At 42.4% G+C, this 21853-nt stretch carries 18 protein-coding genes and 1 pseudogene; 7 read left to right on the top strand and 12 right to left on the bottom strand.

Going from position 1 to position 21853, the window contains the following annotated elements; all coding sequences use genetic code 11:
• Positions 1–533 precede the first annotated feature (533 nt).
• On the top strand, positions 534–737 hold the full coding sequence (locus SJ2017_RS21785) for a response regulator transcription factor (RefSeq protein WP_244899732.1): 204 nt from the start codon (positions 534–536) through the stop codon (positions 735–737).
• A 137-nt stretch (positions 738–874) separates the two neighbouring features.
• Here the strand turns inward: SJ2017_RS21785 and SJ2017_RS19070 are convergent, their stop codons facing one another.
• The 4 genes from SJ2017_RS19070 to SJ2017_RS19085 form a co-directional block, all read right to left on the bottom strand.
• Positions 875–1411, bottom strand: a complete 537-nt coding sequence (locus SJ2017_RS19070) for a hypothetical protein (RefSeq protein WP_080916967.1) — start codon at positions 1409–1411, stop codon at positions 875–877.
• 957 nt (positions 1412–2368) lie between these two features.
• Positions 2369–3106: a fumarate reductase iron-sulfur subunit gene (locus SJ2017_RS19075; protein WP_080916969.1), complete on the bottom strand. Its 738-nt coding sequence runs from the start codon at positions 3104–3106 to the stop codon at positions 2369–2371.
• Entirely contained in the window at positions 3106–5094 is a 1989-nt protein-coding gene (locus SJ2017_RS19080) for a fumarate reductase flavoprotein subunit (RefSeq protein WP_080916971.1), read from the bottom strand. Before SJ2017_RS19080 ends, SJ2017_RS19075 begins: the two co-directional genes overlap by 1 nt.
• Before the next feature lie 68 nt (positions 5095–5162).
• Positions 5163–5903: a fumarate reductase cytochrome b subunit gene (locus SJ2017_RS19085; RefSeq protein WP_055023588.1), complete on the bottom strand. Its 741-nt coding sequence runs from the start codon at positions 5901–5903 to the stop codon at positions 5163–5165.
• A gap of 381 nt (positions 5904–6284) precedes the next feature.
• Between SJ2017_RS19085 and prmA the strand changes: the two genes are divergently transcribed.
• From prmA to fis, 3 genes are all read left to right on the top strand, one after another.
• Positions 6285–7166: a 50S ribosomal protein L11 methyltransferase gene (gene prmA, locus SJ2017_RS19090; RefSeq protein WP_080916972.1), complete on the top strand. Its 882-nt coding sequence runs from the start codon at positions 6285–6287 to the stop codon at positions 7164–7166.
• 173 nt (positions 7167–7339) lie between these two features.
• Positions 7340–8308: a tRNA dihydrouridine synthase DusB gene (dusB, locus tag SJ2017_RS19095; RefSeq protein WP_055023590.1), complete on the top strand. Its 969-nt coding sequence runs from the start codon at positions 7340–7342 to the stop codon at positions 8306–8308.
• 18 nt (positions 8309–8326) lie between these two features.
• Complete coding sequence (gene fis / locus SJ2017_RS19100) at positions 8327–8635, top strand: DNA-binding transcriptional regulator Fis (RefSeq protein WP_055023591.1); 309 nt, start codon at positions 8327–8329, stop codon at positions 8633–8635.
• A gap of 91 nt (positions 8636–8726) precedes the next feature.
• Here fis and SJ2017_RS19105 read toward each other — a convergent pair whose 3' ends face one another.
• On the bottom strand, positions 8727–9470 hold the full coding sequence (locus SJ2017_RS19105; protein WP_080916974.1) for a PepSY domain-containing protein: 744 nt from the start codon (positions 9468–9470) through the stop codon (positions 8727–8729).
• Entirely contained in the window at positions 9470–10165 is a 696-nt protein-coding gene (locus SJ2017_RS19110; RefSeq protein WP_244899733.1) for a peptidase, read from the bottom strand. The genes SJ2017_RS19105 and SJ2017_RS19110 overlap by 1 nt, the downstream gene beginning before the upstream one ends.
• Before the next feature lie 343 nt (positions 10166–10508).
• Here SJ2017_RS19110 and SJ2017_RS19115 point away from each other — a divergent pair, with 343 nt between their 5' ends.
• From SJ2017_RS19115 to SJ2017_RS19125, 3 genes and pseudogenes are all read left to right on the top strand, one after another.
• Positions 10509–11597 (top strand): Kelch repeat-containing protein, encoded by a 1089-nt coding sequence (locus SJ2017_RS19115; protein WP_420876309.1) that lies wholly within the window; start codon positions 10509–10511, stop codon positions 11595–11597.
• Positions 11598–11708: 111 nt separating this feature from the next.
• Positions 11709–12224: pseudogene (locus SJ2017_RS19120) on the top strand (hemerythrin domain-containing protein); the annotation flags it as partial.
• Between the two features lie 308 nt (positions 12225–12532).
• Positions 12533–13720, top strand: a complete 1188-nt coding sequence (locus SJ2017_RS19125) for an alkane 1-monooxygenase (RefSeq protein ID WP_080916977.1) — start codon at positions 12533–12535, stop codon at positions 13718–13720.
• Positions 13721–13841: 121 nt separating this feature from the next.
• Here SJ2017_RS19125 and SJ2017_RS19130 read toward each other — a convergent pair whose 3' ends face one another.
• The 6 genes from SJ2017_RS19130 to xerC form a co-directional block, all read right to left on the bottom strand.
• Positions 13842–16955 (bottom strand): efflux RND transporter permease subunit, encoded by a 3114-nt coding sequence (locus SJ2017_RS19130; RefSeq protein ID WP_080916978.1) that lies wholly within the window; start codon positions 16953–16955, stop codon positions 13842–13844.
• Positions 16956–16967: 12 nt separating this feature from the next.
• A complete protein-coding gene (locus SJ2017_RS19135; protein WP_080916980.1) occupies positions 16968–18035 on the bottom strand; it encodes an efflux RND transporter periplasmic adaptor subunit in 1068 nt (355 codons plus the stop codon).
• 2 nt (positions 18036–18037) lie between these two features.
• Positions 18038–19369, bottom strand: coding sequence for a TolC family protein (locus SJ2017_RS19140; RefSeq protein WP_080916981.1), 1332 nt, complete (start codon positions 19367–19369; stop codon positions 18038–18040).
• Between the two features lie 131 nt (positions 19370–19500).
• Positions 19501–19902 (bottom strand): hypothetical protein, encoded by a 402-nt coding sequence (locus tag SJ2017_RS19145; RefSeq protein ID WP_244899734.1) that lies wholly within the window; start codon positions 19900–19902, stop codon positions 19501–19503.
• Positions 19903–20186: 284 nt separating this feature from the next.
• Positions 20187–20897: an HAD-IA family hydrolase gene (locus SJ2017_RS19150; RefSeq protein WP_065109277.1), complete on the bottom strand. Its 711-nt coding sequence runs from the start codon at positions 20895–20897 to the stop codon at positions 20187–20189.
• Positions 20897–21832 (bottom strand): tyrosine recombinase XerC, encoded by a 936-nt coding sequence (gene xerC / locus SJ2017_RS19155; protein ID WP_372037252.1) that lies wholly within the window; start codon positions 21830–21832, stop codon positions 20897–20899. The genes SJ2017_RS19150 and xerC overlap by 1 nt, the downstream gene beginning before the upstream one ends.
• Positions 21833–21853 lie beyond the last annotated feature (21 nt).

A 21853-nucleotide genomic window follows, 5' to 3' on the forward strand; every position in this document is an offset into this window, starting at 1 on the left:
TGTCAATTATTAATCAACATTTTTTTTTTGCAAATATCTCATATAAAACAATAGAATAATTACCAAGATGCAATACTAAAGAGTCATCACCAGTAATCTTTAACTTTAAATAATTAGTTAGTATTAGTTTGAACTTATTAGTAATTAAATCTTTAGAGTTTAAGAACTGACAACATCAATTGATTTCGCCTACGAAAAAACCACTTCACTTTAGGTATGTGGCTTTTAATGTTTAGGTATTAATTAACAGCTAACCAGCTTTAACTCTGGAGACGCCTTTCTCACTCAGGTTGATTTGTCATTAGCAGGTTGCGTTATTTTAGATGCCAGAATGCCAGGCCTTAGCGGCCCAGAAGTACAGCAATTATTGAATGAAGCGAAAACCCGTTGTCGATTATCTTCTTACCAGGACATGGCGATGTGCCCATGGCAGTAGATGCCTTCAAACAAGGCGCTTTTGATTTTTTCCAGAAACCAGTACAAGGCAAAGTGCTAGCGCAATCCATAAATACAGCGTTAAGCAACATTGGAAAATGCACAATTTGGCTTTGATTGATGCCTTATCTGAGCGTGAACATCAAATATTCAAACTGGTCATTGCAGGCAAAACCAACAAACAGATGTCTAACGAGTTATGTGTGGCTGTCAGAACCATCGAAGTTCACCGCTCAAAGTTAATGGAAAAGCTGGGCGTGCAAAATATTGCCGAGTTAATGAAGCTTGCGCCTTTGGTTTAGCTTTATCTGCTAATGTCTTTAATGGGTAAAGTTTGAAACTTATTTTGGACATAGATGTGTTACAACTGACTTGCTTTTGGGAATCTGAAAATTAGCTAATTCTACATAATAAGCGAGGCGAAGCGCCTTACTTTTTATTACTTCCAACACTCAGGACCAAACTGACTGCTAAATGTTGTATCGAAAACACCGTTAAACATGGTTACTTTCTTTCCTTCTATAGTCGTTATCACCCTGATGGGCATTCCATTGAAAGCTGGCATATATTGAGCTGAAGCATCAAGAGGCGATACTGCATATTCCCTAAAACCAATTTTGTGCTGTATAACTTCACCAGCCTCCATTGGATACCAGTCACCTTGACCACCGACATATGCCTTACTAGTCATTTTCGGGTAACTATCAGAAATAGTGAGATTGACTAAATCAATTCCAAATCGATGAGCATCATATTTATCTACTTCCATAAAAGCTGGATCTACCAGCAACTTTTGACCGGAAACATTAGTAATTTGAAAAATCGTTTGTCCCTCACTTGTACATAAAGGCAGAAACTCTAATTTCAAATATTGTTCATCTGTAACTTTTTCATAAAGAGAAGCCGCAGAAAGCATACTTGATACAACACAAAATATTAAAATATTGATTAATATTATTTTTTTACTCATAAACATCCATGATGCCTTCTGGAATTAGTCGTGCCAAAATTAGTCTAGTCAGAGTAAACTTTATATGGGAGTTGTTTAATACATCATTATTAAATGAGCTTTCTTCCCTAGATGCTCCGCTTGGTGATTATCTTCGAGACTACTTAACTCTACCCTTAAGTGGTTTTACTTTAATACAGCCTATGTGCTTAATTCAATGTTTTTACTTCGTTTTTATTGGCTAGGTTATCTTAAATTATCACTTCAACTTAATCCATTGCCTACCGCAGGTGCTGTATAGGATATACGAATGTCGCGATCACATGGATGTGAAAGAGAGACCTTTTATGCAGATACATCCAAGACACGCCGTTAACACATCCATGTGGGCTCTACGAAAACAAATAACATCCATGTTAAGCGGCCAGTTCGGCATCCATGCCTCTCGCTCAGAGTGTTTCACACTGTGAAACTTCGCCTTGTTTTCGAAGGTCTTGAACGCATCTACACTGGAATTATTGTCTCTTCGATTTGACTGTATTCATGACAATTTAAAGAGCTAAAAGGCTCAATTTGAATTGAGGACGTTGAAGAAAATAGCGTGATGCTCACATGGATGTGAGCATAGCTTTCGCGGTGCATGGATGCACCATCGGAAGCGTTAGAATTTTCGAATAAGTCTGAAGTTAGCAACAAACGAATTTAAAATCTGGATCAATCCCCCCGTTGGAAATCTTTCGCTTCCCAGAAAATTTCGTCGGGCTGCTGGGGAGATGCAAGAGGGGTGAGCAGTTTCACCCTTCTTGCTCTGGTGTGGGCGAAGCGCCACGACGTTAACCCAAACGGAGTTTGGAAATAAAAGAAAGAAACCTGCAACCTGGATCTGGTGTGAACTAAGTTCCATGACCTTGATTTGTTCAAAATGGCAGACAAAAAAGCCGCTTACCTCTGCAGATATGCGGCTTTTAAATGTTTAGCGATTAATTAACAGCTCACAATCGTTTGCGCCATCTTACGTCTTAGGTAAGCGATTTGCTGCATATGCGGTAAATCTTTTGGACAAGCGTCTTGGCAACCCAATAAGGTCATACAACCAAATACACCATCTTGATTACCAATCACATGATAGAAATCTTCCGCAGTGCGGGTATCACGGCTGTCCATTTCAAAGCGAGCGATTTTCATCATACCCACAGCGCCAACAAAAGTGTCTTTCATTTGTTTGGTCGCACACGCAGAAACACACACACCACATTCAACGCAGCGCTCTAATTCATATAACTTAGCCGCTTCAGCTGGATCCATTGGGTTTTCTAAGCGGTGAATGTCGATGTCATTACTGTCTGGTTGCAGCCACAGCTGTAAACGCTCTGCCAGCTCACGCATAAACTTGCCCGTATTCACCGATAAATCGCCAATTAGCTCGAATCCTGGTAATGGCATAAGTTTAATTTTTCCATCAGGGAAATTCGCCGTCAGTGTGCGACACGCTAGTGTTGGTTTGCCATTAATCACCATGGCACAGCTGCCACAAATGCCTGCACGACAAACAAAGTCGAACTGCAATGAAGGATCTTGTTGTTCACGTAGCAAGTTTAATGCAATAAACACCGTCATTCCTGGCGCTTCGGTGATCTCGTATGTCACCATTTTTGGCTTATCGTTAGGATCTTGTGGATCATAACGAAAAATATCAAAACTGATAGTACGTGGGCTACTCATTACTTCTCTCCCGACACAAGGCTTGTGTCACTTAATCTTTCATTACGAGGACGTAATGTTTCGGGTAATTCAAAAGGCATGATGGCTGCTTGTTTGTCAAATCGGTCGGCATCATCACCTAATTTGGCAAGAATATCGGCAATTTGGGCTTCACGCGCTGCAGTATCAGGATGCGCCACGGCATTATCATTACCATAGCCACGATATCCTGGTGGCAACTCCATCTTCATCACATCAAGTTGCTCGTAATGTAGTTCTGGCTCAAGTGCATTTTCATCTGGCCACGTTGATAATGTGCGGTTTAGCCACTCTTTATCGTTACGTTGCGGGTAATCTTCACGGGCATGGGCACCACGGCTTTCTGTACGGGCATTAGCACCACATGCAACCGTTAGCGCAACTCGCAGCATACGCGGGACTCTTAATGCTTCGACAAGCTCTGGATTAGCGTGACGTTTTTTACATTTAAGGCCAATATTTTTACTGCGTTTAAGCAAGTCTTTTAACTCGCTGACGGCTTTTTCAAGCTCAGGGCCATTACGGAAAATACCCACGTAATCCATCATAATGCGCTGCATAGCGAGTTTGATATCAAATACGTTTTCAGTACCTTCACCGACTAATAACTCATCAATTTCGCCTTGTAATTTTGACATGGTGTCATCGATGACTTGTGTATTAATCTCTAGGGTATTCTTCTCACAAAAATCAGCCACATACTTACCGATAATCATGCCGCCAACCACGGTTTCTGCTAGTGAGTTACCGCCTAAACGGTTAAAGCCATGCATATCCCAACAGGCTGCCTCACCGACACTGAATAAACCTGCAAGCTGCGGACTTTCACCGGTAGCATTAATACGAATACCGCCCATTGAGTAATGCTGAGTCGGTCTGACTGGGATCCAATCTTTCGCAGGGTCGATACCAAGGAAGTTTTCACAAATCTCTTTGACTTCACGTAAGTTGGTTTCAACGTGTTTACGGCCAAGCAGAGTAATATCGAGCCATAAGTGTGGGCCATAAGGGCTATCAACCCCTTTACCTTTACGCATATGCTCGGTCATGCGCCGTGATACCACATCACGTGATGCGAGCTCTTTCTTTTCAGGCTCATAGTCAGGCATAAAGCGATGACCATCTTTATCACGTAATAAGCCGCCATCACCACGACACCCTTCTGTGGTTAAAATCCCTACTGGCACAATGGCTGTTGGGTGGAACTGCACCGCTTCCATGTTGCCTAAGGCGGCAACGCCCGTATCTAATGCCAATGCTTGGCCTATACCTTCACAGATGATTGCATTGGTAGACACTTCGTAAATACGACCATAGCCGCCAGTAGCAATAGTGGTTGCCTTGCCAATATAGGCACGTAATTCACCTGTAATTAAACAGCGTGCAATCACACCATGACAGCGTTTGCCATCATGGATAAGTGATAAAGCTTCAATACGTTCATGAACAGGAATGTCCATTTCAATGGCTTTATTATCTACTGCATATAACAATGAATGACCTGTACCGTCAGCGGTATAGCAAGTACGCCATTTTTTAGTCCCGCCAAAATCACGGGCATTAATTAAGCCATGGGCTTTTTCAGCTTCAGTAATCGTGACCTTTTCAGCATTCACTACCACTTGGCGATCGCCAGCAGTAATACGTGACCAAGGTACCCCCCAGTTAGCCAGTTCACGCACCGCTTTTGGCGCGCAATGGGCAAACATTCTTGCTACGTCTTGATCGCAGCCCCAATCAGACCCTTTTACAGTATCTTGGAAATGGACATCTTCATCATCACCCATTCCTTTTACAGTGTTACCAAGGCTCGCTTGCATGCCACCTTGAGCCGCTGCAGAGTGAGAGCGCTTAGCAGGGATAAGCGATAACACCACGGTATCTAAACCGCGTTCTTTTGAAGCAATAGCAACGCGCAAACCAGCAAGGCCTGCGCCAACGACTAATGAGTCTGTATAAATTATTTTCACGGGTATTCCTTAAATTCGATACGAGGTTAATGGCATATGTGACTCATTAACCTAAAACTCTTAAGCTTCTAGCTCGGCACAAAAGGAGTCACTGGTAACTCCAACGATTGACCAATCACGATGTAAGTCATCAAACTTGCGATACCAATAATCATCAAGTAAATCACCATAAACTTGGCAAGTTTTAACGCTGCCATACGTTTAGTGGTAATGCCCCACTTAACGGCAACACGGTATAAGCCGAACATGGCATGAATAACTACGGCAGGAAGCAGTAATACATACAGCATCCACACATCTTGGTGGTAAACACGTTCTGCTGATAAATGCGGACCAATTGCAGGGTTAGTGATCATATCGTAGAGATGAACTGGCGCGAGGAAGAATAATAAGAAGCCTGTGATCAGCTGCCAGAACCAAATTTTTGTATCTTGATGAGGCATGATTGTCATTTGACTGCGAAGCGCTCGCCATTGCTGAATCTGGGCAGGAAAACGGCGCAAGGCAAATGCAGCATGAATAATCACCACAATTAACATGAAGGCAGAGATAAATTTGGTTAGTACTGGGAAGCCATGTCCAGTTTCACTGAATATTCCCCCCTCTAAAAAGTGACCGACATGATAAAACGCCTCTTTACTGATTAGGATGCTCGACTCAAAATGCAAATGCATAATGATAAAGAAGCCCAATAGTAATCCAGTGGCACTTTGTAATTTATCCGCTCTGGCAGCCCAAATGGGGTTCAAGTACCCTTTTGACGATACGTCATGTATTTTTTGATTTTGTGTTTGTGATGAAGCTGTCATAGTTCTCATGCCTGTTAATGACATATTGCTGGTGATTTCAGCTTATCAGTTATCACTATTTCTCCTTGTGCTAGAAAATTAAATCGTGATCAAGCTCACCCTGCATTCACCGTCTTTTAGAAGTTGATCACAGTCACAGATTGTTCAAATTTAAGAACTCAAAATTTACCTTATGTTTCATAAATTTATCGTGACATTCAAACAAACGGATAAATATGATGATTTCATCATGGATATTAATAGCTTAAAGATTAACCAGTAGCAAAAGGTGTGAAAATGGCCCTTTCAATGCAATTGAGCAATATTTCACTATCAAATGCTGCTGTTTTACCCGCCAAGCAGGTACAATAGGCCATTAAATTATTCTCATAGGAAAACTCCATGCCTTGGATTCAACTTCGCATTAGTACTCACAGCAACCATGCCGACGCGCTTGGCGACCTCTTAATGGAGCAAGGTTCTGTATCAATTACCTATGAAGATGGTAAAGACACACCGATATTCGAACCCAAATTAGGTGAAACACCACTTTGGCAAGACACTATCGTGATTGCCCTGTTTGATGCTGGCACCGACTTAGCTCCGACAGTGAGCTTTTTAGAAACCCTGCCTTATCTAGGCAAAGGGTTTACACATAAAATCGAACAGATTGAAGATAAAGATTGGGTTCGTGAATGGATGGACAGCTTTCACCCGATTAAATTTGGTAACCGCTTATGGATCTGCCCAAGCTGGCGTGATATTCCTGAGCCTGATGCTGTTAACGTTATTCTTGATCCAGGTCTTGCCTTCGGAACAGGTACCCACCCAACCACAGCATTATGTTTAGAGTGGTTAGATAGCTTAGATTTATCTGATAAAGAAGTGATCGATTTTGGTTGTGGCTCAGGTATTTTAGCCATTGCAGCACTAAAACTTGGCGCTAAAACAGTTACTGGTGTCGATATTGATTATCAAGCGATTGATGCATCAACTGCCAATGCAGAACGTAACGGCGTTGCAGATAAATTAGCGCTATATTTACCAGAGAACCAACCTGACAATCTGCAAGCTGATATCTTGGTTGCTAACATTCTTGCGGGTCCTTTACGTGAATTAGCGCCTTTAATTGCAGAAAAGGTTAAAACAGGCGGTAAATTAGCCCTATCTGGCCTCCTACAAGAGCAAGCAGAAGAAATATCACAATTTTACAGTCAATGGTTCATCATGGATGAAGCGGCTCACAAAGAAGACTGGAGCCGCTTGACAGGTACACGTAAATAACGGTAAAGGCAGTACACCCCTTATGGCAGCTAGATCTCTGCCAAAAGGGGCTATTACGACTCCCCAACTAAAAGTCAAGAAAAAAAGTTACATTTAGTTCATTTATTGACCTTTTCAGCAGCGCAAAAAAGGGCTAATATAGCGCCCCTTTGACGAGCAAGGTGATTAACTCAATGCAAATTGGCCCTTATCAACTGAGCAATCAGCTGATCGTGGCACCAATGGCAGGTGTCACCGATCGCGCTTTTAGAAACCTCTGTTTACGCTATGGCGCAGGCCTAGCAGTATCAGAAATGCTTTCATCGAATCCTGATGTTTGGGATACAGATAAAAGCCGCCAGCGCATGATGCATTCTGGTGAAGAAGGTATTCGCTCAGTACAAATTGCAGGTGCAGATCCTGATTTAATGGCAAATGCCGCCCAGTTCAACGTTGAACAAGGTGCGCATATCATTGATATCAATATGGGCTGTCCGGCAAAAAAAGTGAATAAGAAGCTTGCAGGCTCGGCATTAATGCAAGATCCCCAGCTAGTGAAAGAGATTTTACAGGCTGTTGTTAGTGCAGTTGATGTCCCTGTAACACTTAAGATCCGCACAGGTTGGCAACCTGAACATCGTAATGGTGTTGAAATTGCCCACATTGCTGAAGATTGTGGTATTGCATCGCTCGCCGTTCACGGTAGAACGAGACAATGCATGTATAAAGGCTTTGCCGAGTACGACACGATTAAAGCAATAAAACAAAATGTCTCAATCCCTGTTGTTGCTAACGGAGATATCGACAGTCCTGAAAAGGCTAAGTTTGTCTTAGATTACACAGGCGCCGATGCTTTGATGGTAGGACGAGGAGCCCAAGGCAGACCGTGGATTTTTAGAGAAATTCACCACTACTTGGAAACAGGTAAAAAATTACCGCCAGTTGAGGCGAGCGAGCAACGAGAAATCATGCTCGAACACCTGAACAAATTGTACGAATTGTACGGCGAATACAAAGGTGTCCGATTTGCGAGAAAGCATATGGGATGGTACCTAAACCAAGAAGAACAGCGACAATTCCGTGCTGACTTCAATAGGCTTGAAACCGCTGAACAGCAATATTCCCTTGTGGAATGTTACTTTGATGAATTAGTAAATTTTTAATATAAAGAGCAGAATAGAATGTTTGATCAGACAACTACTAACACAGAAGTTCACCAGCTAACCGTAGGTAAGATTGAAACCGCTAACGGTACAATCAAGCCACAACTATTACGTGACGCAGTAAAGCGTGCAGTAACAAACTTCTTCTCTCAGTTAGACGGTCAAGAAGCGTCTGAAGTATATGAAATGGTTTTAAGCGAAGTTGAAGCACCATTACTAGACATCATCATGCAACACACTCGTGGTAACCAAACACGTGCTGCGAACATGTTAGGTATCAACCGTGGTACTTTACGTAAGAAATTAAAAAAATACGGCATGAACTAAGAAGCGATTCTTAAGTTTGCTGCATTTAAAAAGGCTAATCAGAGATGATTAGCCTTTTTTGTTTTCCATGTTTTACCTACTGCTCGACGAATTAAGTAATCTTAAATCGATACCGCTTCATCACCATATTTTCAATCACCCAATACAAACCTGTAAGCGATAAAGTCAGCATCATTAACCCAAATAGCCAACTAAAAGGATTATTAAAACTGCCTTGGTGCAAGTAGTCCATAAAGTGCAGTTTAAACATTAAGTCAGCGAGTTCAGTCTGATCATTTTTATGACCAACAACTCGGCCATTAATCGCGTTAACATAAATTCGTGTACTCACATCGTCATCAATACTGACTTGCCATAATGGATTACATTCTTTGGGCCATTCATCAAAAGGCGCAGTCATTTTTTGCGTTTGTATAACCTTACCGCGACCTGTGTAGGTATGCTTGGCTAACTGCTCAGCAAGATGCGCGTCAATCATCATTTTTTCGCCGCTCAACGCATCGATGAGAGTTTGCTGTTGGCAGTCATGTGGATAACGCTGCACTTGTTCATCTAACACATATACGGCTCGCTGATTCAAAGTAATCAGACTTACCTGCTCTACAGATTTTACTCTTGCCAATATTGAGGCTAACGGCAAGAGTTCGTTAACGCTAAATGACTGCTTTTCTAATTGTGGTGCCGTTTTAAAATACAACTTACCTTTAAGCGATTCATGGGGCGTGATGTTGAAATAAATACCTGTACCCAACCAAATGAGCAATTGCACACCGACGATCACCCCTAACCAATAATGACCGACTCGTAACCAACGTTTGAGCGCTTTCCCTTTCATTAGCAATACCTCTTTCGGCGTTGCCAAAGTAAAACACACCCTGCAAAAACGGCGATAAATGAGCCTATTGCACTGTAAAACAATAATGCATTATCAATCGCTTCCCCTTCGTCATAATCCATAATGTGCCATTTCCAAAACAGGTCAAACCAACGCCAATATTCATGACGTTTTGTCACCACATCGCCTGTCTGTGCTGATATATACAATGTCGTTTTGGCCATATCATCAAACACCACCTGCCAAACAGGCAAATGCCTTGAAGCTAACTCAGCTGGAGCTTGCTCTACTAATAACTTAGCCGCAACAATGCTGGCTGAAGGTGAAATAGCATTATTATGCTGAAAAGACTGAGCTATCTTTGTTGCCTGCTCATGGGTTATTGCATCGAGTTGCGTACCCGATTGGGCACTAACCAGTATGGTTTTTTCAGTTAGCGTCACGTGATAAACAGCTTGTTGAAGCAATGATTTCACGTTGATGCTTTTAGCGTCAGGGAAGTCTTGATAGAGCTTGGAAATAGGGTAAGACACTGATAGTGGGTTAATTTTATCTGATTTTTCCACGGCAATATGATCGCTTCGGATAAAGCCAATATCCATCAACACGAAATAGCTGCCCGTAAAACCCCAAATCACAATTGGGATAGCCAATATTAACATTAACCAGCGATGGATAAATTGAGCCGAGGTCACTTTACTTACGACACCTCGATAATTTTTTTTATGATTCAAAATAACAATTTGCCTGTGTTCTGCGGTGTTTTATATGATTTTTATATTGGCCGTAAACACTAGTTATATTTACATCGGCACTGATATTAGTAAAAACTAACTTACCGTAAAAACGTCACTATCGCAGCATTTAAATCGCTCAAGATAAACATAATAAATCATGTCATTAACGCTACATTTACTGCAGTTTGGTTACCCCATGAGTGAGCAAATATGATTAAATATCAACAATAAAAAATCAAAAGGATTGATAATGAGCCGATTAACTCAACTCGGTGCGATAGCAATGACGACAATTTCAGCCATGTGCGCTGCGCCATTTGCCTATGCGAGTTACCCACAATTACCTGAAGGCGTGTCTAATAATGCCGTGGCTAAGGTCTCCACCACTAAAGGGGATTACCTTATTAGCTTTACTGGGTTAGCAGCAGAAAAAGACTACCAAGCGGTTCATAATAAAGTGTGGGGCGTTAATCTTTCGACTTCAGACTCACAATGGCAAGCATTAAAACCTGTGCCATTTGTTGCGCCATTAGCAGGTCGCCTCGCATCAATTGCTGTCGGTATTGATGAAAAAGCTTATATATTTGGTGGCTACACAGTTGCTAAAAACCATGAAGAGATCAGCACTGTCGATAATTATCAGTTCGATATATTAACCAATCACTACCAGCGAATTGCTGACATGCCAGTAGCTGTTGATGACACTGCTGCCAGCGTTTATCAACAGCGTTATATCTACTTATTTGGTGGCTGGCATAACGACGGCAATGTTAATTTGGTCCAAGTTTACGACACTAAAACAGATACGTGGGAGCAAGCAAGCCCTATCCCTGCTCCTGCCGTATTTGGTCAAGCTGTCGCCATGAGTGGCAATAAAATCGTATTGTGTGATGGTGTAAAAGTGCAGGCAAATATCGGTAAACGCCGCAACTATCAGTCATCGCCAGTGTGCTTGTTTGGTAAAGTGAATCCCAAAAATCATTTAAGAATAAGCTGGCAATTATTGCCGCATTATTCGATCAGTGAACAGGCTGCCAAGCTTAATAAAGCACCAACAGCCACTGCACATTACCGTATGGCTGCCACAGGAGTCAGTGATTCATCTGAAGGGCAAGCAATCTTTATGGCTGGCAGTAACAACCCATACAATTACAGCGGCATCGGCTATAACGGCGACCCGAGCGCCCCTCATAATGTTCAATACACATTTGATTTTAAATCTATGCAATGGTTAACGCCTGTAACGCTTGATGTACCCAGCATGGATCATCGTGGCTTAATTTGTCACCATGATCAGTTGCTTCGCATCGGTGGCATGCTTGAGCAGCAACAAGTCAGTAAACAGGTGTTAGTGAGTCCACTAATAAATGGGCAAAAGTGTACTCAGTAAGAGATACTCGCCTTAAAATTATGTGATCCAACTAACAATTACTCATCAATATGATTGCTCAACCAAAAGATGCATTTAAAATACAGGTATTAACTTATTGCATCTTTTGGAGCAACCATGCCTTCCACTCGCTTTGAGCAATTACAAGCTTTGCCTATTCCTGCTTTAATTGACCATTTAGAAGCAACGCATCACCAATACGTGCGTGAAACAGCGCCGCTGCTAGTTGAATACTCGCAAAAAATGGTGCAAGCCCATGGCGAAGATTATGCAGAGATTAAACCATTAGCCATGCTAATTGGTGCGCTGATTGCTGATTTGATGCCGCATTTAATGAAAGAAGAACAGATTTTATTCCCTGCGATGAGAAGACTCGCTGCTGGCGAAGAAGTGAATGGTTGCTTTGGCCATATTGGTAATCCAATTAATGCCATGGAGCATGAACATGATCATGCTGGCAGTGTTTTACAACAGTTACGCGAACTCACCAATAACTACCAAGTTCCTGAAGGAGCATGTAGCACTTGGCAAAAATGCTACCAAACCTTGGCTGAATTTGATGCTGATTTACAAGTACATATTCATACTGAAAATGAATTACTGTTTCCAAAAGCACTCGCAATCTAAACCTTAACCCGATTGGTTAAGTAAAAAGTTTCATCAGGTCCTTGGCTCTCGCTCCCCCAGCAGAGCCATTTTTTTGCTTTTATACTAATGCCATTCAACAGCTCCAGCGTAATTTCATTTCTCAAGGCGTTATAACAGCTTTGACTAACGCGCTATAACCGCAAAATATGCCTGTCACCACTGCGAAATCCTCACGGTTTATCTTCAAAGCAATGTGTGCTTAACTAATAAGCAGTATGGTTAACAGTTAAACAGCTTGTTTAAGCGATAAGCCATGCTTATTGTAATAATGGTTCTGGAGAGTCAGCATGGAAAAAGCTGGGGTATTTATTGCCACAGACGGCACAACATACGTAGACAAAAAACGTCACTTTTGGTGGCTGTCATTATTGATCCCCACTATTGCTGTCGCAGGGCCTTTGCTATATCAAACCTATCAGCAAGAAATTTTTCTATGGTTGTTTTTTGCGGTGGTCTATATGTTGTTTCCCTTAATTGATTATGTCATGGGAGAAGACACCAGCAATCCACCTGAATCGGTTATTCCTGCACTCGAATCCGACCCATTTTACGCTCGAATTACACGGTTAAATGTGTTTGTCGTACTGGCAACATTCATCTATTGTGCTTGGTTTGTTGCCAATTATTCCCTTAGTTATTCCGGATACTTAGCCGTTGCCTTGTTGGCAGGCAGCATTGGTGGCCATGGGTTAAATATTGGCCATGAACTCGGACATAAACGTAAAAATATAGACAAATGGTTGGCCAAGATTGTATTGGCTCCTGCAGCTTACGGTCATTTTTTTATTGAGCATAATCGTGGTCATCATAAACATGTGGCCACACCAGAAGATCCCGCTTCAGCTCAAATGGGAGAAAACATCTATCGATTTGCACTGCGAGAGCTCCCTGGAGCCATCATGCGTGCTCACCAAATCGAAAAGTTACGGCTCAACAAGGCAGGAAAATCCTCATTGAGTTTACACAATGAATTTTGGCAGGCCATGCTATTAACATCTTCGCTATTTATTGGTTTGGTGATCTGGTTAGGTGTATCAGTCATTCCCTATCTGCTCATTTGCGCTTTTTGGTCTATGTGGCAGTTAACCTCGGCAAATTATATTGAGCATTATGGCCTATTAAGACGTACGCTACCCAATGGTCGTTATGAGCCTCCGCAGCCTTATCATAGTTGGAACAGTAATCATATTTTCTCCAACTGGGCACTGTTTCATTTACAACGTCATTCTGACCACCACGCCAATGCAACACGCAGTTACCAATCATTACGACATTTCGATGACTTACCGACACTGCCAAGCGGCTACTTTGGTATGTATGGTCTGGCTTATATTCCTTGGTTGTGGTTTAAAGTGATGGATATACGACTATTAGCAACCACTGGTGGCGATGCAAGTAAAATCAATATGCTTGCCAGTAAACGGCAACATCTCATTGAAAAATATAAGATGGTGATACAACATCCTACTGATTAACCGTCAACGCATTGAATTAAAGCAGCTGGCAATGTGGGCAAAGCTAAACCGTTAATATAAAGACTAATCGTAAAGCCCAGCAATCACTGGGCTTTGTCATGTGTAAATACACTTAATCACTTCACGCTTTAGCTCGGCCATGTATCCATTGATACAAAGCAGGTAAAACAAACAAGGTAAGAATAGTCGATGAAATAATACCGCCAATAACCACTGTCGCAAGCGGACGTTGCACTTCCGCACCGGTACCAATATTCAGCGCCATCGGCACAAAGCCCAGTCCGGCAACCAATGCTGTCATTAACACAGGCCTTAGTCTTATCAAAGCACCATCAACAATTGCATTTAATAGTTCGCCTTTTTCTTGGTGAAGTTGACGGATAAAACTCAGTAATACCAATCCATTAAGTACAGCCACACCCGATAAAGCAATAAAGCCTACACCAGCAGAAACAGACAATGGCATGTCTCTTATCCACAATGAAATGACCCCACCAGTTAATGCCAGCGGAATACCGGTAAAAATAATCAACGCATCTTTGACAGAGCTAAACGCCATAACTAATAAACCTAAGATAATAGCTAAGGTCAAAGGCACCACAATTGATAATCGTTGACTGGCTGATTCAAGCTGTTCAAACGTTCCACCATATTCAAGCCAATAACCTGCTGGAATATCCACTTGTGCGGCAATGTCTTTCTTGGCTTCAGCAACAAAAGATCCCAGATCGCGCCCACGTACATTTGCAGTAACCACAATGCGGCGTTTACCATTTTCGCGACTGATCTGATTTGGCGATGGCGCAATAGATAAACTTGCGACTTCCGATAAAGGAACATACTCACCAGAAGGCATCACTATTGGTAAATTGTGTAAGTGCTCGACATCTTTACGGATATTTTCAGGCAATCGAGTCACTATTTTGAAACGGCGATCGCCTTCAAAAATCAATCCGATCTCATCTCCGCCAATCGCTGTCGCCACAAAATTTTGCAATGCTTGTACTGATAAACCATATTGAGCAAGCGCCATTCGGTCAGGTTGAATCGACAACATTGGCAAGCCTGTCACTTGCTCGACTTGTAAATCCGTCACACCGTCTATCTTCTCTAACACTTCATGAATGTCATTAGCTGAAGTTAATAACTGCTGTAAGTCATCACCCACCACTTTAATCCCCAAATCGGCACGCACGCCTGATATGAGCTCATTAAATCGCATCTCAATGGGTTGAGTTAGCTCAAAATTATTACCTGGTTGCCCCGAAACAGACTCCACAATATCAGCCGCTAACATTTCATGGCTCATTTTAGGATCAGGCCATTCATTACGAGGTTTTAGCATGATGAAAGTGTCGGCAATATTGGGCGGCATAGGATCATTCGCCACCTCAGGCGTTCCTATTTTAGAGAACACGTTTAAGACTTCTGGAAAGTGCTTAATACGATCTTCCAATAGTAATTGCATCTCAACAGATTGCTCTAAACCAGTACCTGGAATACGAATAGCCTGCAGCAATATATCCTCTTCATTAAGCTGTGGAATAAACTCTGAGCCTAACGTCGTCGCCAGCCAAATAGAGAAGGCCACAAGGGTTAGTGCTGCACTTAATACCAACCAACGTAATTTCATCGCAAGCAAAAGGAGTGGCTTATAAACCGATTTACTTAATGCCATTACTCGGCTTTCTTTTTCGTTGATTTTACCCGTCATGAACAACGCAACAGCCGCTGGCACTAGGGTTAACGATAAAACCAATGCCGCCAATAACGCCATAACAACCGTAGCAGCCATAGGATGGAACATTTTTCCTTCCACGCCCGTTAAACTAAATAGCGGGATATACACCACAGTGATAATCAATACACCAAATAAGCTTGGACGAATCACTTCGTTAGTGGCTTCGTATACCAGTTGCAACCTTTGTTTACGTGCTAAAACCTGCCCGCCATTTTGCGCCTGAGCTTGACCTAAACGGCGTGTGGCATTTTCTACAATAATCACTGCACCATCGACAATAAGGCCAAAATCTAACGCCCCTAAACTCATTAAGTTTGCCGAAACACCTGCTTGTACCATGCCAGTCATCGTTGCCAGCATTGCCAATGGAATAACTGCAGCAGTGATTAATGCAGCCCTAGCGTTACCAAGTAGGATGAATAGCACCACAATGACCAGCAATGCGCCTTCAACGAGGTTTTTCTGCACTGTATGGACTGCTTTATCAACTAAGGTCGTGCGGTCATAGACCGCTTCTACTTTAATCCCTTCAGGTAATGACGCCTTGATATCCTCAAGCTTACTTGCCACCGCCAAAGACACTTGACGGGAGTTTTCCCCCACCAGCATCATGGCACTACCTAGTACTGTTTCTTTACCATCACGTGTTGCAGCGCCCGTTCTCAGCGCTTTACCGATACCAACATCGGCAACATCACTAATAAACACTGGCGCATTATCAATATGCTTAACAACAACTTGTTCAATATCATTAATCGAAGCAAGTTGCGCCGCTGAACGTACAGTCAGCTGCTGCCCTTCTCGCTCAATAAAACCTGCACCACGGTTACTGTTATTGGTTTCAATGGCTAATTTAATATCAGCAAAAGCGATGCCATAAGACAGCATCTTCATTGGATGCGGTGTAATATGATATTCCTTGTCAAAACCACCGATGGTATTAATTTCTGTCACACCAGAAACTTGGGCTAATTGCGGTTTGATGATCCAATCTTGGATCTCTCGTAGCGCAGTCGCATCATATTCACGGCCATTGGCTTGCTGTGCGTCAGGTAAGGCTTCAATGGTATACATGAAAATCTCGCCAAGGCCGGTAGAAATTGGCCCCATTTCTGGCTCGATATCACTAGGCAATTTTCCTTTAATTGCATTTAATCGTTCACTAATAAGGTTACGGGCAAAATATAGATCCGCGCCCTCATCAAATACCACTGTCACTTGTGATAAACCATATCTCGACAGTGAGCGGGTATAGGCAAGATTCGGTATGCCCATTAAGGCATTTTCAATCGGGTAAGTGATTCTTTGCTCGGTTTCTTGCGGTGAATAACCTTCTGCTCGGGTACTGATTTGCACCTGCACATTGGTAATATCAGGCACCGCGTCAATCGGCAATTTTTGATAACTCCAAAGCCCCACTGCAACTAGTAGCAGCGCTAAAAACATCATCATCCAGCGTCGGCTAATAGCAAGACGCAAAACAGATTCAATCATTTGCATCTCCTTTTAGTGAACGTGGCCAGCACTAGACTTTTCAAGATCGGCTTTTAATAAAAAACTTTTTTCGACCGCATACTCTTCACCTTCTGCTAGACCAGATAACAGCTCTGTCTTCTGACTGTCTTTTTTACCTAATGTTACGATGCGTTTTTCAAAGCCTTCTTCATTTCTGACAAAAACAACCTGCTGACCTTCCATAATTTGTATGGCGCGATTATCAATGGCTAACGCAACGTTGTGCTTACTCAGGGTCACTTCACCCGATAATAAGGCACCAACAGTCCAGTGCCCTTCAGTGTTATCGAGTGGCACACGCGCACGTAAATACGCCTCATTACCCATTGGGTTTAACAAGTATTGAATGGTTGAAGTCGTCAGTAATTGCTCAAAGTTCACGCTGAGTTTTTGTCCAACAGCAACTCGGTTTTTTTGACCATGAAAGACTTGGAACTCTCCCCATAGTTGGCTGCTATCGACAATGCTCACTAATGCTTTATCACTTACCATTTCGCCGACATTGCCGTGACGACTTACTACGACACCACTAATTGGCGCAGTAATCCCATAGCGTTTCAAACTCGCATTAGACTCAATTTCAGCAATCTTTTGCCCTGCTTGTACTTTATCGCCCACCTCGACAGTTAACTTGGTGATTAAGCCCGCAAATCGTGCACTGACATGACTCACATTTTGCTCTGGTAATACAGTGCTGCCATATAAAGTAAGTACTTTTTTGATTTCACCCGCCTGAGCTGAATCAGTCATAATCCCAGAAATGGCCATTTGCTCAGCACTTATGTGCACTTGCCCTTCTTCATGCTCATCATGGCCGTGCTCATCCTCGTGACCATGCTCATCCTCGTGACCATGTTCATCTTTGTGGCCATGGCTGTCTTTATGTCCTTCTTGATGATCATGTTCATCTTGATGTAACTCGTTATGGCCATGATTGGATTCTGAATGTTGTTCTTCATGCTGATGCTCAGTAGACGCCTGGACTGATACTGACAATACTAACGCCATCAATACCGCTAGACTGCGAGCGAATAAGTGTTTAGAAATACTGTGGTTCATGGTTAAAATCCTTGGAAATCACGGAAAAAGGAATGCTGAGATGCGGGTAAGGGTTCGGCAATTAATTGCTCAATATCAACACCAAACCGTAAAGCTGATGCCGCAGCGTCTATCATTGCTCGTCGTGAGAACAATAATTCCTCTCTTGCAGTTAAATAATCAAGGTAACTGTAGAGCCCCTGCTCGTAAGCGACTTGCGTATCTTCTAAGGCCAAAGTTAAGGTAGGGATAATACGGGTTTGTAAGCGGTTAACCGTCATAATAGCTTGCTTGCGGCTGGCATAAGCGCGATACAGCTGTGCATACAATTCTCGCAAAGCGATATCTCGATTAATCAGTACCTCATCTTTTGCGGCTTGCGCTACTATTACAGCTCCGGTATTTCGATCGCCACTGAATAAAGGCACACTAAACCCTGCTGATAGAGCCGTATCATTGGTTTGTTGCATTTGTTTAACGCCAACAGACCAACTGACATCCGTGCTAGATTGCGACTGAGCAAAACGCAACTCAGCTTGTTTCAATTGCGCCTGAGTTAAATACGCCTCAATCGCAGGGCTGTATTTCACTTTTTCAAATAACGGCGTTAATGCCACGTCATCGGTAAACTCAAATAAACTGCCTTCGAGGCTGGCATAATTCACCTGAGATTCACCCCACATCATACTGAGTGCTAACTTAGCGTACTCAAGTTGATGCAACTGTGTTTCAGCAACTAATTGGTTATTAAACACAGCGGCTTGCGCTCGTTTCACTTCAGCATCTGGCGTCAAACCTGTTTGAGCTCTAAGCTCAACAACGGTTAATGTTTCTTCTGCCAGTGCAAGTGCATCGTCAGCAAGTTGTAATCTTGATTGCGCAGCTAACACATCAATGTAGCGACGCGTTGCTTCAGCAAGAATACCTAAGCCTGCAATTTTCTGTTCGGCATCCAGTAAGGCACGTTTTTTAGTCACTATGCCTGAACGCGCATCCAGTTTATCGCCTAGCTCGATGACAGACGATAAGGACACTGTCATTTCAGCACTATCGACACCTTGGAATTCGCCTGTTCCAGCGACATTCTCAAGTTCGAAACCTAACTCGAACCCTGGTGCTAACGCCTGAGTTTGCGCTTCACCATCTAATGCTTGTTGTCTAAATTGAAAAACCTTCAGCGAAGGATGCTGTAATTGAACTCGCTCTATTACGGTTTGTAACGTCAACTTTTCAGGCGCTGCACTCGGTTCAGCATAGACTGTTACGGGTAATAACACCGACAAGCCAAGTAAGCTGCAACACAAAATAGGAAACAGCACAGCACGCTGTTTAAAGCTACTTGTATTATAAAACATCAAAGATAAGCCTCGATTTAATACAAAAAATAACCCTAACTGAGTGTTCCTAAGTCATAGGAAAACGCAGTTGGCTTGAGCAAATTTAAGGGTTACATTTGCTCACTAGAATAATATTTTTGATTAAAAGCTCAGGCTTGAGGAGGTCGTAAAAAGCTAAAGTATGGGGATTCAGCGGCAGTAGAAGTAAACGTAAATGCCACATAATCAGAATGGACTAGCTCATTTGCTATTGTGTTTGTAGGTTGCATCAAGGTCATGCAACAAGAGCAGCAATTATCAGTACACTCGGCACAATCATCATCAACATGAATAACAACAGTGCCATCATCACACAACTCTGTATCGCTGTAGCCAAGAGGATTATCTATATCAAGAGCATCATGATTAATAACTGCTAATTCAGTTACTTGACCCTTACTGTTATCGTCTGAACTATTGCCACAATCCTGATGCTCTAGCGCACAGTTGTCTGACATCGCTGCCACGGATTGCATCGCAAAAATCATGATCAACAAAACACGCGCCAGCATAGCTGGAGACCTAGTGATGATGGTTTTTAGCTTACGATAAAAACTTAACATGAGCGCTTAGGCGATAACCTGTATGAAGTTATTAACAATTAGGTGAATTGGTAACACCTGTAACGTGCAAGTGTAAGCGAAACAATGATAAAACACTATGAGGTTTACCCACACAATGTCAGATTTGGAATAAAAAGAGTCAGAAACCTCGTTGACCGCACAATATTGATTATGATTTATCCATAAACATATTAGTTAACTTAAGCGATAATATAGGTAACTAATTAAAATTATTAAATTAATTTTCTTATTTCTTGTAACTGCTCAATTTCAATATGAGGTAATATGTGTCGAGCCTGACCTTGCTCATTTGGATTCAGGTTTAACCACAAGCTTTGACAACCAGCTGCACGAGCGCCCAAAACATCGCTAATTGGATGATCGCCAATATGCAATAAATCCCCATGTAGTATCTCAAGATGTTGGCAACTCAAATCGAATAAATCACTGTATGGCTTCATCTTCACACCGTGTCCGGGATGCACAACAAACTTGAGCACGTCATCTAACCCAACGCGACTTGCATCGACATTACCATTGGTGATCCCAATCAGCGGATAATGGTTCCCTAACTCTGCCAGTAGAGTGATAACACTGTCGTCTACTTTAAAATCACTACGATGGAAACGAAAACATTCCAAACCTTGTTGCGCACCTTGGCTGGCTTCTAGCTCAGTGTAATCCCATTGAATGAGCGCCTGACGAAGCACTTCATACCTTGCAGCGGTCGTATCATGGGCTAGCTCTTCATGGCCAGCTATCACTTGCGATTTCAGTTCTCGCCACTGAGTAATCCCCCAACCTTCAGGGACGTTAAAGTGCTCTTGCATGAACAATGATAATGCGGATTCTGCTTTAATAATGTGGGGCGCGTTATGGTACAAGGTGTCATCTAAGTCAAAACTGATTGCCTTAAAAGGCCTAAGTCGCAAATATTGTTTCATTATTTCTCCTTAGCTTTTTTTGCCCTAGGGTGAGCTCCATCATAAACCTTCGCTAAATGCTGAAAATCAAGGCTGGTATAGATTTGGGTAGTGGATAAGTTAGCGTGCCCTAATAGTTCTTGCACGGCTCGTAAATCTGCACTTGATTCAAGCATATGCGTTGCAAAGGAATGTCGCAATTTATGAGGGTGAACTTTTGCCGATAAAGATTGTGTTTGGCCCCATTTTTTCATTCTGAGTTGGATGCTGCGATGGGACAATCGCTTGCCTTGCTGACTAACAAACAAAGCATCACCAGTATCAGCTTTGACCAAATCATGACGACACTCGCACCAAACATTGATTGCAGCTAGCGCCATTTTTCCTATCGGTACCACGCGCTGCTTACTGCCTTTACCCATCACTTTGACTTCGTTTTGGCTTAAATCGATATCTGCCACATTTAAACTTGCAAGTTCAGCTAAACGTAAGCCACTGGAATAAAACAATTCCATAATGGCTTTATCTCGTTTACTTAACGGGTCATCAGCATCAATATCCAATAAATGGCTGACGGCGTCTAAATCCATGTTCTTAGGTAAGGGCTTAGCCTGTTTAGGAGCATGCAATGTTTTAGCTGGATTGGTTTTTATCACTTGTTCACGAACAAGAAACTCAAAAAATTGTTTAAGTGATGATAAACACAATGATAGAGAGCGTGGGCTTAATCCTTTGCGATGCAAAGATGATATTACTCGTTGAAGCTCGTCTCTGGAGACAGTTAACCAGCCGTCATCAAATGCCTCTAATGACGTCCCTTGAGGCTGTTTAAAAAGAATCTCACCTGCTCGCACAAGTTCGTAACGGTAATTTCTAATGGTATGAGGAGACAACTGTCTTTCAGAATGAAGGTAACGTTCAAAACTGGCTAACCAACTCGGTTGTTGTGCCATTATGCTACCTCCATTCTTTTTATA

The organism is Shewanella japonica (assembly GCF_002075795.1).
GTDB lineage: Bacteria > Pseudomonadota > Gammaproteobacteria > Enterobacterales > Shewanellaceae > Shewanella > Shewanella japonica.